This is a genomic window from Streptacidiphilus sp. MAP12-33, from assembly GCF_041261265.1.
Taxonomy (GTDB): Bacteria; Actinomycetota; Actinomycetes; order Streptomycetales; family Streptomycetaceae; genus Streptacidiphilus.
Genome location: NZ_JBGCCA010000020.1, coordinates 46,819 through 59,078, shown reverse-complemented (window position 1 = coordinate 59,078; position 12,260 = coordinate 46,819). Strand labels below are relative to the sequence as shown.

Below are 12,260 nucleotides of genomic sequence, written 5' to 3'. Positions count from 1 at the left end.
ATAGGGCCACCCCCGATCCACCCCCTGGGAGGGAAAGCATGCGCAACGATGCGCAGGTCTGCCGCGGTCTCGTGGCGGCCGCCACCGCACTGGTCCTCAGCCTGTCAGTCGCCGCCTGCGGCAACAGCGGCGGCGTGGGCGGCAGCGCCGACGCGGGCCAGGCCACTGTCGGCGCCGGCCAGAAGGTCACCTTGAACTACTGGACCTGGTTCCCGGCCCAGGCCACGGTGCAGAAGTCGATTGCCGCCTTCGAGGCCGCGAACCCGAACATCACGATCAACCTGCGTGAGTTCTCCAACACCGACTACCAGAAGGAGTTGCCGCTCGCACTGGGCGGCGGGCAGTCCTTGGACATCGTCGGCGTGCAGGTCTCGGCCATGACCAACACGGTGCGCACCCAGCTCCGCCCGGTCAGCGACTGGGCGGGCGACCTCCCGGCCGACTGGAAGAGCAGGATCAGCTCGACCATGCTCGACCAGACCCAGAACATCGCCAAGGACAAGACCCTCTACTCGGTCCCGATGGGTTCGATCGGCAGCGCGGTCGTCTACTCCAACGCGGACGTGCTGAAGAAGCTGGGCCTGGCCTTCCCGCAGACCCAGGCCGACCTCGCCGCCGACGTGGCGAAGATCAAGGCGGCCGGCAACGGCGTCACGCCCGTGGTCTTCAGCGGCGAGGACTGGTGGCAGGACGAGATGTTCTTCACCGTCGCCGACCAGATCGACCCCAAGCTCTCCGACGAGCTCTACACCGACAAGGTCGCCTGGAACAGCCCGCAGTTCGTGCAGGCCCTGACGGCGTACCAGAACCTCTTCAAGAACAGCGTGCTGGACAAGGGCACCCTCAGCCTGAAGGAGGCCGACGCCGACAACGCGTTCAACTCCGGCAAGGCCGCGTTCCTGGTCGAAGGCTCCTGGAACAGCTCGGTGCTCTCCTCGGCCTACCGCAAGGCCAACGGCATCACCGTCGGCAACGTCGGCGCCGGCGCCTTCCCCGTCGTCGTCCCCGGCGGCCGGCCCGCGGCCCGCACCTTCGCCGAGGGCGGCCTGGCGATTCCGAAGAGCTCCAAGTACGCGGCGCAGGCGGCCAAGTTCATCCAGTTCATGACCACCGACCCGGCCGGGGTCAAGACCTGGGCCTCCGACCTGGTGCTGGTACCGTCGCTGAACGGCTACACCGTCGACCCCTCGGTGCTGACCACGCCCGAGGCCCGGTCCGGCTACGCCGCGGTCCAGTCCCTGATCAACGCGCCCGGCTCCGGACGCGGCCAGTACTCCACCACCTTCACCAGCGACGTGCTGGACAACACGCTGCTCGACGTGGCCCGCGGCAACACCGCCCCGCAGGCCGCCGCGAACAGCCTCCAGTCCGCCTGGACCAGCGGGCGGTACCCGGTCCAGTGACATCGCACCTCACGACGCCGTCGCCTGACGCACCCCCCGCCGGGGCGCGGCAGGCGACGCCGGATCCCGCCTCCGCGGCCCCGGCCGCCTCCGCCGCGCGTTCACGCGCGCGGGCCCGTCGGCGCGCGCTGCTGCCCGCCGCACTGTTCCTGGCGCCGTTGCTCGCCCTCTACGGCGTCTACTACCTCTACGCGTTCGTCTTCCTCGGGCAGACCAGCCGGCAGTCGGTCGACCTGTCGTTCACCGGCGCCACCGACGTGGGCTGGCGCAACTTCCAGCTGGTGCTGACCGACCCCGTCTTCTGGCGCGACATCGGCAACAACCTGCTCTTCGCCGCCGTCTCCATCCTCGTCGCGCTCACCCTGGGCTTCTTCCTGGCCGTGAGCCTGGCCAGCGGAGTGCGGGCCCGCAGGTTCTTCTTCGTCGTGTTCCTGCTGCCCTCGCTGGTGCCGATGTCGCTCTTCGCCACCGTCTTCGGGCAGCTGATCCAGACCAACGGCGGAGCGATCAACCAGACGCTGCGCGCCGTCGGACTCGGCGCGCTGGCCCAGGACTGGACCGGCAACACCACCTCCGCGTACGTGGCGGTCTTCATCCTGCTCACCTACCTGGTCGGCCTGCCGGTCATGTACTACACCTCGGACCTGACCACCGCGAACACCGCCGTCCTCGAGGCCGCGATGATCGACGGCGCGGGCACCTGGCAGATGTACCGGATGATCCTCTTCCCGATGCTGCGCGGCACCCACAGGACGGTGATCCTCTCGGTGCTGCTGGGCAGCTTCCGCTGGTTCGAGCTGATCTACTTCTCCACCGGCAGCCAGCCCGCAGGCCGCACCGGCATCCCCGGCACCTACATCTACGACCAGATGTTCCCCTCCACCGGCGGCGGCCAGATCGGCTACGCCTCCGCCGCCTCCCTGGTCGTCCTGGTCGTCGCCATCGCCGTGTCCGCCGTCAACGTACTCGTCCAGCGGAGGCGCTGATGTCCGCGACCACCGGCTCCGACCAGAGCCCCCTGCACCGGCTGCGCCAGCGGCCCCGCGACAGCGTCGTCGTCTACGCGACGCTCGCCATCGGCGCCGCCCTGTGGCTCTTTCCGCTGATCAGCACGTTCCGCCAGTCCGTGCAGTACGGCGGACTGCACAACTACCTGACGGTGCTCACCACCGACTACAACGGCGTCAACCTGGTCCGCGCCTTCGGCAACAGCCTGCTGATCGCCGCGCTGACCGTCACCCTCACCTGCGGCGTCGCCGCGCTGGCGGCCTACGCCTTCGCCAAGCTCGATTTCCCCGGCCGCGAGACGCTCTACCACGCGGCACTGTTGCTGCTCGCCGTGCCCGCGGTCGCGATCATGGTGCCGGTGTACTGGATCACCGGCAACCTCGGCCTGTTCAACTCCCCGGTGGGGGTGGCGCTGCCGGAGGTCGTGCTCACCCTGCCGTTCGCGGTGCTGTTGCTGCGCAACTACGCTGACGGCATCCCGAACGAGCTGATCGAGGCCGCCCGCGTCGACGGCGCCGGACACGGCCGCATCTTCCGGCACGTCTTCCTGCCGCTGTGCCGGCCCGCGTTGGTCAATCTCGCGGCGCTGTGCGTGGTCTGGTCGGTGCAGGACTTCCTCTTCCCCTCGATGCTGCTCAACGACGCGGGCCAGACCACGGCCGCGCAGGCCGTGCAGACCATCAAGGGCGCGTTCGCGCCGACGCCCTTGCAGACCTCGCAGTACTTCGCCGCACTCATGCTGCTGGCGGTGCCCGCCATCGTCATCGTCGTCGTCGGGCTCAGGTTCATCACGCAGGGCATCACCGCAGGGGGAGTCAAGGAATGACCACCACACAGACGCAGCCGGACACGGCCGGCAGCGCCACCGACGCCTCGTGGTTCCGGGGCCTGGGCCTGGGTGTCTTCCTCCACTGGGGACATGCCAGCACCCGTGGCTGGGAACTGTCCTGGCAGATGACCGGCGGCGTGCTCCGGCAGGAGCCGGCCCTGGAGCCGGTCAGCTGCAACGAGTACTTCGACAACGCCGCGAGTTTCGACCCGCAGCGCTTCGACCCGACCGCCTGGGCCGATCTCGCCTGGCGTGCGGGCGCCCGGTACATGGTGTTCACCGCCAAACACCACGACGGCTTCGCCATGTTCGACACCGGCCTCTCCGACTACTCCGTCACCAAGCACGCGCCGTTCGGACGCGACGTCACCCGCGAGATCGTGGACGCCTTCCGGGCGCGCGGCTTCCGGATCGGGCTCTACTTCTCCATCATCGACTGGCACCACCCCGACTACCCTCGCTACACCGACGAGACCATCACCAAGCCGTACGTGATCGGCAGCTACCCGCGTGTCTCTCCCGACAAGTGGGAGCGCTACCGGGCCTTCATGCTGGGCCAGCTGGACGAACTGCTCACCGGCTACGGCGACATCGACATCGTCTGGCTGGACGGCGAGTTCGAGCACACCGAGGAGGAGTGGCGCTTCGACGAGATCCGCGCCCGCATCCGCGCACGTCAGCCCCGCGCCCTGGTCAACGACCGCTGCCTCGGCCACGGCGACTTCACCACCCCCGAGCAGCAACTTCCCATGGTCCCCCCGCAACAGCCTTGGGAGACCTGCCTCACCATGAACAGCAGCTGGGGGTACCATCCCGAGGACGACACCTGGAAATCGCCAGCACTGCTCCTGCACACCCTCATCGAAGCCGTATCCATGGGCGGCAATCTGCTCCTCAACGTCGGCCCGACCGGCGGCGGCGAGTTCCCGCCCGAGGCCGTCGAACGGCTGGAGACCATCGCCGACTGGCTGGAGCGCAACGCCGAGAGCGTCCAGGGCACGGAACCTGGCCTGACCCTGTGGCAGTTCCACGGCCCCTCCACCCGCCGCACCCGCCCCGACGGCAGCACCCGCATCTACCTGCACCTGGTCACCCGCCCGTACGAGCGCGTCACCGTCCGCGGGCTGCCGGTGTCAATGATCGAGCGAGTCACCCTGCCGGCAGAGGGGAACGATCTCCCCTGGAGCGTCCAGCCACGCCTCAAGGACGTCCACTCCGGCACGGACAACCCCACCGGCGAGCTGCACATCGACATCCGTGGGACCACGCTCGACCCGCTGTGCACGGTAGTCGCCGTCGATCTGCGGAGTTGCTGACGTTCCGGCGTGGCGGCCGACAGAGCTGTCAAGGACGGCAGTATGTCCGCGCTCGGCCTCGATGCGGACGACGTGGAGCTACCGCGATTGGGTGGGAGACGCGACGAACGGTCGATTCTCCACCACCGCGCAAACGGTCCGGTGACGGCTTCGAGGTCCGGCCGCTCCCGGTCTTGGGTGGCCGGACCCTTCGCGTGACCTGGCCTGCAACGGTCTCCGGCCGGATCCGCCATGCCATCTGTTCGGTGAACGTGGTGTCCTGGCAAGCCACGTCCTTGACCTGTCCGGTGAGCCGGCCGTTCCGGATCCTGTACGCCCGTTGTTGTGTGAACTGGAAGTTCCCTGACCACCTCCGGCGGTCAGGGTCGAGGAGCGGCGTGTGCGCAGGTCAGGGGGCACTTTCACAGCTGGACCATTCTCCCTGTTGATACCGGTGCATACCGGACTGTACGTGGTGCCGTGACGGCCTGGTGACGGCCTGAGTCTTCTGAGGTCGGCCGACCGCCGTCAAGCCTGAACTCGTCGAGTTCCGGCGAACGGACCGGCATGACCCTTTTGGGTTCTGTAGCGTGTCGGCATGCCGCACCGTGTCTCCTCGCCTCCCTCGCCGCGCCTGTACGAGGGGGAGTTGGAGGGCCATGTGTACGCGGTGCTCAGCAAGAAGCGCAGCTCCTCCTTGGAGGTGTCCAGGTGGCTGTGCGCCGTGTGCCAGGAAACACCCGCCCTCGTGCTCGACCACTGTCACGAACACGGCTACGTCCGTGCCCCGGTCTGCCAGTCCTGCAACACCCGCGAGCGGCCGAACTACCTCTACAGCAACGACGTACACGTCACCAGCCGCTATGCGCACCTCTTCGGTACCCACGCCGAGCACTGGCTGCGGCACTGGCATCGCTGCCCCGGCTGCCGCTCCCGCACCACACTGCCGCTCCCGCACCTGGCCGCGCTCACCGCACGCCTGGTCGGGGAACCACTGCGCCCCAGGCACCGCGACACTTCCAGTTCCCGCGGTCGCAAGCCATGTGGCGAGCTGCGCGCCTCCTGGAGCGGCAGTCCCACCGCTCCCGGCTCCTGCGTGATCACCGTCGGCGTGGACTTCTGCCCGAGCGGGGAACACCGCACGCTGGCGCAGATCCCCTACCGCGAGGCCGTCGACGGGTTCCGTACGTGGCTGACCGAGACGGCGCCCGTCGTGGCTGCCGTGGCCGGCCCCGGCCGCCACGACCATGTGCCCGCCCAGTTCCGGCCCGTCGTCGCGGACACCAGCAGCGAGGACCAGGCGCTCTTCTGACGTCCTTGCCCCGCCCTCTCCGGGCTGACGGCGCCGGAGAGCCTGGAGTTGAGGCTCCCGCCGGTCCGTCGGTCAGACGGTCGCAGCGGAGCCGAGCATTGCGGAGGCGTGTTGGAGCGGGCTGGGGATACGCCTGGGCGCGGCGGTCTGGGTCAGGCCGTGGCAGGTGAAGCCGAGCTGGGTCATGGCCCGAAGGATTTCAGCGGCGGTGAAATCGCGGCGGTCTTGGCGGGTGATGACCTGGCCGACCTGCTTGGCAGGGTAGGTGTGGCGGCCGATGACCACGGACTCGCCGATGACCTGCTCAGGCTTGACACCCTTCATGGAGTCCAGGACGCCGCTCTTGGTGAGGTCGAACGCGAAGCGGGCGATGACACAGCGCATGATGCCTCACAGAGAAAAGAAGGAGGAGGAAGTTCCGCCGCGATGAAGCGGTTCAGCGGGCAACGGCGATGATGCCAAGCGCGCTTTCTTGTTCGTCGAAGACAGGCATGAGATCCTCGGCACGGGCCATCAGGCGAGGACGATGTTCTCGGCCGTCGGGCCCCTTTGGCTCTTCGCGATGTCGAAGGTGACCTTCTGGCCTTCGAGTAGCTCGTGGAGGCCTTGGGTGGCGATGTTCGAAAAGTGGGCGAACACGTCGGCGCCGCCACCGTCTTGCTCGATGAAGCCGAACCCCTTGGCCGCGTTGAACCACTTCACGGTGCCGGATGCCATGCCGAATCTCCTTGGGGCAGTACACCAGCATCCGCACAGCACGAACACCGTGTCGCCGCGATGATGCCCCGCCCGGAAATGACCCGGCAATATAAGGCGCACTCCTGTGACACGGAGGCCGGTTGGAGGCGCTTGAGATTTTGGGAACCACGACTGCAACTGAAATCGACACTAGCACGCCGCATCAGTCTGTGACCGTTCACGTATCGCCGCGTGTTCACTGCGGCAAAATCCTCAGCTCGCCGCGCGTCAAACCCGTATCTCGCGGCCATAGATTCTGTGCCGGGAGCGCAGAAAACTCAGGCAAGGTGATGCTTCACCACTAGAAGAAATCCGTGCCGGCCGGTCCCCGCGCGCACAGGCCGCCGACATTACGGGCCGGCTGCGCAGCGCGTTGGCCGCCGTCTTCCAGGTGGGGCGGCCTCGCTCAGGCCCTCGAGATGCCGGGCCGTTGCGGCGGCGGGAGGGCGCGGCAGTGTGGCGCGACCGGTCCCGGGCGGCGGATCGATCGGGAGCGGAACCGCGCCGACGCGGACCCCCAGTGGATCAGCTGCCTGTGTGAACTGCGTTCGAGCGCAAGCGATTTCGTCTAATCTGTGGCGCTATGGCTAACAGCAATTGGTCCGTGCGCTACACCAATGTCGACGTCGCCATCGACCCGAACGCCCCGGTTCCCCTGGGTGGCAAACTGGTCTCCAGCCTCACCTCGGCGATGGCCGACGCGTCTGCGTCGCAGTGGATCTTCGAGATCGACGGCGAGCCCGTCGCCACATTCGAGGAGTTCCAAAGGCTCTACGTTGAGGCTCCCACGGTCGGGCCGGCCGAGTTCATCGCTCGCGCCCCGGGCGTGGTTGTCGAATCCGCGTAGGACAACGTGGCCGTGGCACGACCGGCGGCGCCGGGCGGGGCGACGTTGGGCGGCGTCGTCGATGCGGTCGGCCAGGGTGCGGTTCTTGCGGTCGGTGTACTCGTACACGCTTGAGGTCTGCGTGGTCGGTCGGGGGACCGTCGGCGGTGGCCGGTTCCGTTCTGGGTGCCGGAAACAGGAGTTGGGTTGGTGCTGCGGGCCGACGTGGCCAGGTGGGCGCCCACGGCGTCTGGCCCGTAGCAGGGGTGTCGGGCTCGGGGAGTGGGTGCGGCCGGCCGCACCCACTCCGCGGGGGTTACAGGGCTTTGGTGAGGCGTTCGGTCAGGAGGCGGGTGAACCGGGCGGGGTCGGGCAGGTCGCCGCCTTCGGCGAGCAGGGCGCTGCCGTGGACGAGTTCGGCGGTCTCCGCGAGCGCGGGGCCGTCGGGGTTGGCCTGGTGGGCCTGGCGCAGGGCGGTGATGAGGGGGTGGGTGGGGTTGAGTTCGAGGATCCGCTTCACGCTGGGCAGGTCCTGGCCCATGGCGCGGTACATCTTCTCCAGGGTGGGGGTGAGGTCGTGGGCGTCGCCGACCAGGCAGGCGGCGGAGGTGGTGAGCCGGGTGGAGAGGCGGACCCTCTTGACGTGCTCGGCCAGGGTGGTCTGAAGCCAGGTCAGCAGCTGAGCGAAGTCCTGCTCCTGCTGGGCCCTGGCGGCCTTCGCCTCGTCACCGTCGGTGTCGGTGTTGTTGTCGAGGTCGACCTGGCCCTTGGCGATGGACTGGAAGGGGTGGCCGTCGAAGGCGGGGACCTGGCCGGTCCAGACCTCGTCGACGGGGTCGGTGAGGATGAGGACCTCGTAGCCCTCGGCAGTGAAGGCCTCCATGTGTGGGGAGTTCTCCACCATGGCGCGGTTCTCGCCGGTCAGGTAGTAGATGGTGCCCTGGCCGTCCTTCATGCGGGAGACGTACTCGCGCAGCGTGGTCGTCTTCCGCGGGTCGTGGGTGGAGTGGGCGGAGACCAGCTCCAGGAGCGCGTCGGTGTTGTCGCGGTCCTCGATCAGGCCTTCCTTGATGACGCGGCCGAACTGGTCCCACAGCGTCGCGTACGCGTCGGTGCGGGTGGCCTGCATGCTCTTGATGGCGGCGAGCACCTTCTTGACGAGGCGTCGGCGCACGGCGGTGATCTGCCGGTCGTGCTGGAGGATCTCGCGGGAGACGTTGAGGGACAGGTCGTGGGCGTCGACGACGCCCTTGACGAAGCGCAGGTAGTTGGGCATCAGCGCGTCGCAGTCGTCCATGATGAACACGCGCTTGACGTACAGCTGGACCCCGCGCTTGGTCTCTCGGGAGAACAGGTCGAAGGGGGCGTGGGCGGGCAGGAACAGCAGTGCCTCGTACTCGAAGGTGCCCTCGGCGCGCATGTGGACGGTCTCGGCCGGGGGCTGCCAGTCGTGGCTGATCTGCTGGTAGAACTCGCTGTACTCGGCCTCGGTCACCTCGTTGCGCGGGCGGGCCCACAGGGCCTTCATCGAGTTCAGCGTCTCCAACTCGTCCGTGACCTCACCGTCGGCCTCGTCGCCGTCGGCTACGGCCTCGGTGTTGGTGGGCTCGGTGGCCATGCGGATGGGCCAGCGGATGAAGTCGGAGTACTGCTTGACGATCTGGCGGATCTTCCAGCGGGCCAGGTGGTCGCCGAGCCCGTCCTCGCTGTCCTCGGCCTTGAGGTGCAGGGTGACGGTGGTGCCGACCGGCAGACCGTCGGCCTCGGCGACGGTGTAGGTGCCCTCGCCGTCGGACTCCCACAGCGTGCCCTGCTCGGTGCCGGCGCGGCGGGTGTGGAGGGTGACCTTGTCGGCGACCATGAACGCGGAGTAGAAGCCGACGCCGAACTGTCCGATCAGGTGCTGGGCCGCGTCCGCGTCCTTGGCCTCCTTGATCTTGGCGAGCAGGGCGGCGGTGCCGGACTTGGCGATGGTGCCGATCAGGTCGACGACGTCGTCGCGGGTCATGCCGATGCCGTTGTCCCGGACCGTCAGGGTGCGGGCGTCCTGGTCGACATCGAGGGTGATGTGCAGGTCGGAGGTGTCGACGCCGAGGCCGGTGTCGGTGAGGGATTCCAGGCGGAGCTTGTCGAGGGCGTCGGAGGCGTTGGAGATCAGCTCGCGCAGGAAGATGTCCTTGTTCGAGTAGATCGAGTGGATCACCAGCTGCAGCAGCTGGCGGGTCTCCGCCTGGAACTCCAGCGTCTCGGTCGTGGCGGCCACGGAACGTGTCTCCTTCGGGCAAGGGGTGGACAGGGTGCGGGTCGGGTCAAGCAGCGAGCTTCGGGCGCCGCCACCTGTGGGCTGAACTGTTCAGCCTGCAGTGGCGCCTGGCCCATGGGTGTTCAGACGTGGCTGAGGGGTTGGTAGGGCTGCTCGGGTCTGGTGTGGCCGGGGCGGGCTGTGCCGTAGCAGGACAGGAACAGCTTCCAGCCGTCGCGGCATTCCAGGGTTGCTCCGTAGCGGACCGCGGGTGGGTTCGGGCGGACGCTGTACCGGTCGGCGCGGACGACTCCGCCGGACGGATCGTCCGCGCAGGCGGCGGTGGCGACCAGGGCCTGCTCGACGTGGGCCACGGCGACCGAGGATCCCGTCAGGTCCGGCACTTCCGTGGCGTCGACGCTGTCGTCGGCCTTGGTGGGGGCGGGGCCGCTCGCGCCAGTGATGGTCCACCACACTCGGCCGCCCCCGGTCAGGGTGACGATCAGTCCGTAGGGGCTGTCGTCGTCACGCTTGCCGGCGTCGGTGATGCCCGGGATGGCGGGAGCGCGCTCGATGAGCAACTGCTGGAGGTCGGCTGGAGTCATGGGCGTGGGAGGGGTCGGGGACGGCAGGGCCGTCACGGATCAGGGTGTGACCGGGGCTGTCAGTTGCAGGCGGCCGTGGCCGTCATGGGCCCGGTGGGGTGCGGCGCTGCCGATCGCTGTGGGCGCGCAGGTGGTCGGTGTGGGCGGTGAGTTCGTCCAGGCGACCCGCGATTTTCGGGTGGGCCGCTTCGAGGTGGGCTCGGGCTTCGGCGAGCGGGGCCAGCAGGCGGGCGGGGTCGTTGTCGCCCAGGGCGTCCAGGAGACGCTCTACGGCCGGGGCAGCGCTGGTGCTGAGGTCCTCCAGGGCGCCGATCTGTCCGGCCAGGCGGCGCAGATCGGCGGCGTTGTCGCGGGCCCAGCCGGTCACCGCGCGGTCGGCGGCGCGCTGGTCTCGGGCGGCCTGGACGCGCTGCTCACCCGTGCTGCCGGCGCTGGTGCCCGCGGCCTGGTTGGGGCGTAGGCGCAGGTAGCGGCGTTCAGCGGCCTGGCGGCTCTGGACACCGAGGGGTTCGGCGAGATCGGCCCAGGTGGCGCCGGCGGTGCGGGCGGTCTCGATCAGGCCGCTCTCCCAGCCGGCGAGTTCCTCGCGGACGTGCCGCAGCAGCATCAGCGCCGCCAGGGCCTGTCGGGGGTCGTCGTGGGCGGCAGCGTCGGGGGGTGCGTGGCGGGCGGTGCGGGCGGCGGCGTCCATCATCCCCAGCGCCGCGGCGGCGGCCAGGAAGGAGACCGGTCTCGCCTCGCCGGTGTGATCGTGCGCGTCCATGGTGGTCACTCTTTCGCTGACGGCATGTTTGTCATCGTCTTGACGACATGCTACAGCGGTTTCCGTTTGCACCGCACCGGTGTGGCGCAGCGAGAAATCCCCGTGGACCGGAGGTGTCCGAGGATGTTCATGCGCACTGCGGTGACCCGCCAGGTGAACCCCACGGTCCGACAGGACCGGCCGGATTCCCGGTCCCATTCGGCACCGATCCCGGTGGACGCCTGGCGCGACGGTGACCGGTACGTCATCGCGCTCGACCTGTGGTGATCGACCTGTCCGGTGCGACTTCGGCGATTGCCGCGTGCTCGGGGCACTGAAAGCCGCCTGGGATCTCGCCGCCGAGCTCGCCGCCTGCGGCCGGTGCTGCACGGCACCCCGGCCCACTGTCGTCCATCAAGCGACAGTCAGATGTTGTCACTTTGTGGACGACGTGCTATCACGGGATGCGTGAGCGCGTCGATGTTGCCACTGGATTCGACAAGGAGGCTCGACGATGTTGATGCGCACTGACCCCTTCCGCGAGCTGGACCGGATCACCCAGCAGATGTTCGGCGCCACCGGCACGTGGTCGCGGCCGTCGGCGATGCCCATGGACGGGTGGCGCGACGGCGACACGTTCTACGTCCAGTTCGACCTGCCCGGCAACAGCCCGGACGCGATCGACCTGGACGTCGAGCAGAACGTGCTGACCGTCAAGGCCGAACGCCGCCGCAGCGGACACCCAGCATCACCCGGACGGGTGGAGCGCAGGTCCTTTCGCGCGCGGTGACGACGTCCGACCGCAACCAGACGGCATGATCATCATCATCGGGCCGACGGTCACCGACCAACTTCGGGCGATCACGGCAACCAGGGAAGGGAGGCCCGGCGGTGATTGCGATGGTCGATGTCCGGGAGTGGCGGTTGCACGACGTGGTGGACCGCGACGGCAAGAAGATCGGCACACTGGAGTCCGTCTATGTGGACACCGCCACCGACGAGCCCAGCTTCGGCACTGTCACCGTCGGTCTTCCCACCAGGCACCGCCTGGTCTTCGTGCCGCTGGACGGCGCCCTGGTCGGCCCCGGCTATCTGAAGGTCGCCTTCCCTAAAGCCCAGGTCAAGGATGCACCGGCCATCGACACCGACGGCGTACTGCCCGCCGAACAGGAGCCTGCGGTCTTCGCCCACTACGAACTGCCCTACACGCCCGGCGCGGGCGGCGAACGCCGCCTCGCGCGACGCTGACCCCCGAAGCTG

The 12,260-nt window shown here is 68.7% G+C and carries 13 protein-coding genes and 1 pseudogene; 9 read left to right on the top strand and 5 right to left on the bottom strand.

The window, feature by feature from the left end:
- Positions 1-38 precede the first annotated feature (38 nt).
- The 5 genes from ABH931_RS20580 (at position 39) to ABH931_RS20560 (ending at position 5,847) form a co-directional block, all read left to right on the top strand.
- On the top strand, positions 39-1,403 hold the full coding sequence (locus ABH931_RS20580) for an ABC transporter substrate-binding protein (RefSeq protein WP_370115289.1): 1,365 nt from the start codon (positions 39-41) through the stop codon (positions 1,401-1,403).
- Entirely contained in the window at positions 1,400-2,389 is a 990-nt protein-coding gene (locus tag ABH931_RS20575; RefSeq protein ID WP_370115287.1) for a carbohydrate ABC transporter permease, read from the top strand. Before ABH931_RS20580 ends, ABH931_RS20575 begins: the two co-directional genes overlap by 4 nt.
- Entirely contained in the window at positions 2,389-3,237 is an 849-nt protein-coding gene (locus ABH931_RS20570) for a carbohydrate ABC transporter permease (protein WP_370115285.1), read from the top strand. The genes ABH931_RS20575 and ABH931_RS20570 overlap by 1 nt, the downstream gene beginning before the upstream one ends.
- Positions 3,234-4,556 carry an alpha-L-fucosidase gene (locus ABH931_RS20565; protein WP_370115283.1) on the top strand — a complete coding sequence of 441 codons (1,323 nt, stop codon included), beginning with the start codon at positions 3,234-3,236 and terminating at the stop codon, positions 4,554-4,556. The genes ABH931_RS20570 and ABH931_RS20565 overlap by 4 nt, the downstream gene beginning before the upstream one ends.
- 577 nt (positions 4,557-5,133) lie before the next feature.
- A complete protein-coding gene (locus ABH931_RS20560) occupies positions 5,134-5,847 on the top strand; it encodes an endonuclease domain-containing protein (protein ID WP_370115281.1) in 714 nt (237 codons plus the stop codon).
- A 72-nt stretch (positions 5,848-5,919) separates the two neighbouring features.
- On the opposite strand, the gene ABH931_RS20555 is transcribed toward ABH931_RS20560, so the two are convergent.
- Both ABH931_RS20555 and ABH931_RS20550 read right to left on the bottom strand, forming a co-directional pair.
- A complete protein-coding gene (locus tag ABH931_RS20555) occupies positions 5,920-6,231 on the bottom strand; it encodes an SCO5918 family protein (protein ID WP_370115279.1) in 312 nt (103 codons plus the stop codon).
- Positions 6,232-6,360: 129 nt separating this feature from the next.
- The gene (locus tag ABH931_RS20550; protein WP_370115277.1) at positions 6,361-6,564 is read right to left on the bottom strand and encodes a cold-shock protein; all 204 of its coding nucleotides are present in this window, start codon (positions 6,562-6,564) and stop codon (positions 6,361-6,363) included.
- Between the two features lie 604 nt (positions 6,565-7,168).
- Between ABH931_RS20550 and ABH931_RS20545 the strand changes: the two genes are divergently transcribed.
- The gene (locus tag ABH931_RS20545) at positions 7,169-7,432 is read left to right on the top strand and encodes a hypothetical protein (RefSeq protein WP_370115275.1); all 264 of its coding nucleotides are present in this window, start codon (positions 7,169-7,171) and stop codon (positions 7,430-7,432) included.
- 295 nt (positions 7,433-7,727) lie between these two features.
- On the opposite strand, the gene htpG is transcribed toward ABH931_RS20545, so the two are convergent.
- From htpG to ABH931_RS20530, 3 genes are all read right to left on the bottom strand, one after another.
- Positions 7,728-9,674, bottom strand: a complete 1,947-nt coding sequence (htpG, locus tag ABH931_RS20540; RefSeq protein ID WP_370115273.1) for a molecular chaperone HtpG — start codon at positions 9,672-9,674, stop codon at positions 7,728-7,730.
- Between the two features lie 122 nt (positions 9,675-9,796).
- Positions 9,797-10,258 carry a hypothetical protein gene (locus ABH931_RS20535; protein ID WP_370115272.1) on the bottom strand — a complete coding sequence of 154 codons (462 nt, stop codon included), beginning with the start codon at positions 10,256-10,258 and terminating at the stop codon, positions 9,797-9,799.
- Between the two features lie 82 nt (positions 10,259-10,340).
- Positions 10,341-11,021, bottom strand: coding sequence for a type III effector protein (locus ABH931_RS20530; protein ID WP_370115270.1), 681 nt, complete (start codon positions 11,019-11,021; stop codon positions 10,341-10,343).
- A gap of 123 nt (positions 11,022-11,144) precedes the next feature.
- Here ABH931_RS20530 and ABH931_RS20525 point away from each other — a divergent pair, with 123 nt between their 5' ends.
- The 3 genes and pseudogenes from ABH931_RS20525 to ABH931_RS20515 all read left to right on the top strand — a co-directional run bounded on the left by ABH931_RS20525 (position 11,145) and on the right by ABH931_RS20515 (position 12,248).
- Positions 11,145-11,288: a hypothetical protein gene (locus ABH931_RS20525; protein WP_370115268.1), complete on the top strand. Its 144-nt coding sequence runs from the start codon at positions 11,145-11,147 to the stop codon at positions 11,286-11,288.
- Between the two features lie 226 nt (positions 11,289-11,514).
- Positions 11,515-11,730, top strand: a pseudogene (locus ABH931_RS20520) (Hsp20/alpha crystallin family protein); the annotation flags it as partial.
- Positions 11,731-11,900: 170 nt separating this feature from the next.
- On the top strand, positions 11,901-12,248 hold the full coding sequence (locus ABH931_RS20515) for a PRC-barrel domain-containing protein (protein ID WP_370115266.1): 348 nt from the start codon (positions 11,901-11,903) through the stop codon (positions 12,246-12,248).
- The last annotated feature ends 12 nt before the right edge of the window (positions 12,249-12,260 follow it).

Bases quoted from the DNA above. Each gene is read 5' to 3' on its own strand.
- ABH931_RS20570 (WP_370115285.1), top strand. From the start codon at position 2,389: ATGTCCGCGACCACCGGCTCCGACCAGAGCCCCCTGCACCGGCTGCGC.
- ABH931_RS20555 (WP_370115279.1), bottom strand. From the start codon at position 6,231: ATGCGCTGTGTCATCGCCCGCTTCGCGTTCGACCTCACCAAGAGCGGC.
- ABH931_RS20580 (WP_370115289.1), top strand. From the start codon at position 39: ATGCGCAACGATGCGCAGGTCTGCCGCGGTCTCGTGGCGGCCGCCACC.
- ABH931_RS20530 (WP_370115270.1), bottom strand. From the start codon at position 11,021: ATGGACGCGCACGATCACACCGGCGAGGCGAGACCGGTCTCCTTCCTG.
- ABH931_RS20550 (WP_370115277.1), bottom strand. From the start codon at position 6,564: ATGGCATCCGGCACCGTGAAGTGGTTCAACGCGGCCAAGGGGTTCGGC.
- ABH931_RS20525 (WP_370115268.1), top strand. From the start codon at position 11,145: ATGTTCATGCGCACTGCGGTGACCCGCCAGGTGAACCCCACGGTCCGA.
- ABH931_RS20560 (WP_370115281.1), top strand. From the start codon at position 5,134: ATGCCGCACCGTGTCTCCTCGCCTCCCTCGCCGCGCCTGTACGAGGGG.
- ABH931_RS20515 (WP_370115266.1), top strand. From the start codon at position 11,901: ATGGTCGATGTCCGGGAGTGGCGGTTGCACGACGTGGTGGACCGCGAC.
- ABH931_RS20565 (WP_370115283.1), top strand. From the start codon at position 3,234: ATGACCACCACACAGACGCAGCCGGACACGGCCGGCAGCGCCACCGAC.
- ABH931_RS20545 (WP_370115275.1), top strand. From the start codon at position 7,169: ATGGCTAACAGCAATTGGTCCGTGCGCTACACCAATGTCGACGTCGCC.
- ABH931_RS20535 (WP_370115272.1), bottom strand. From the start codon at position 10,258: ATGACTCCAGCCGACCTCCAGCAGTTGCTCATCGAGCGCGCTCCCGCC.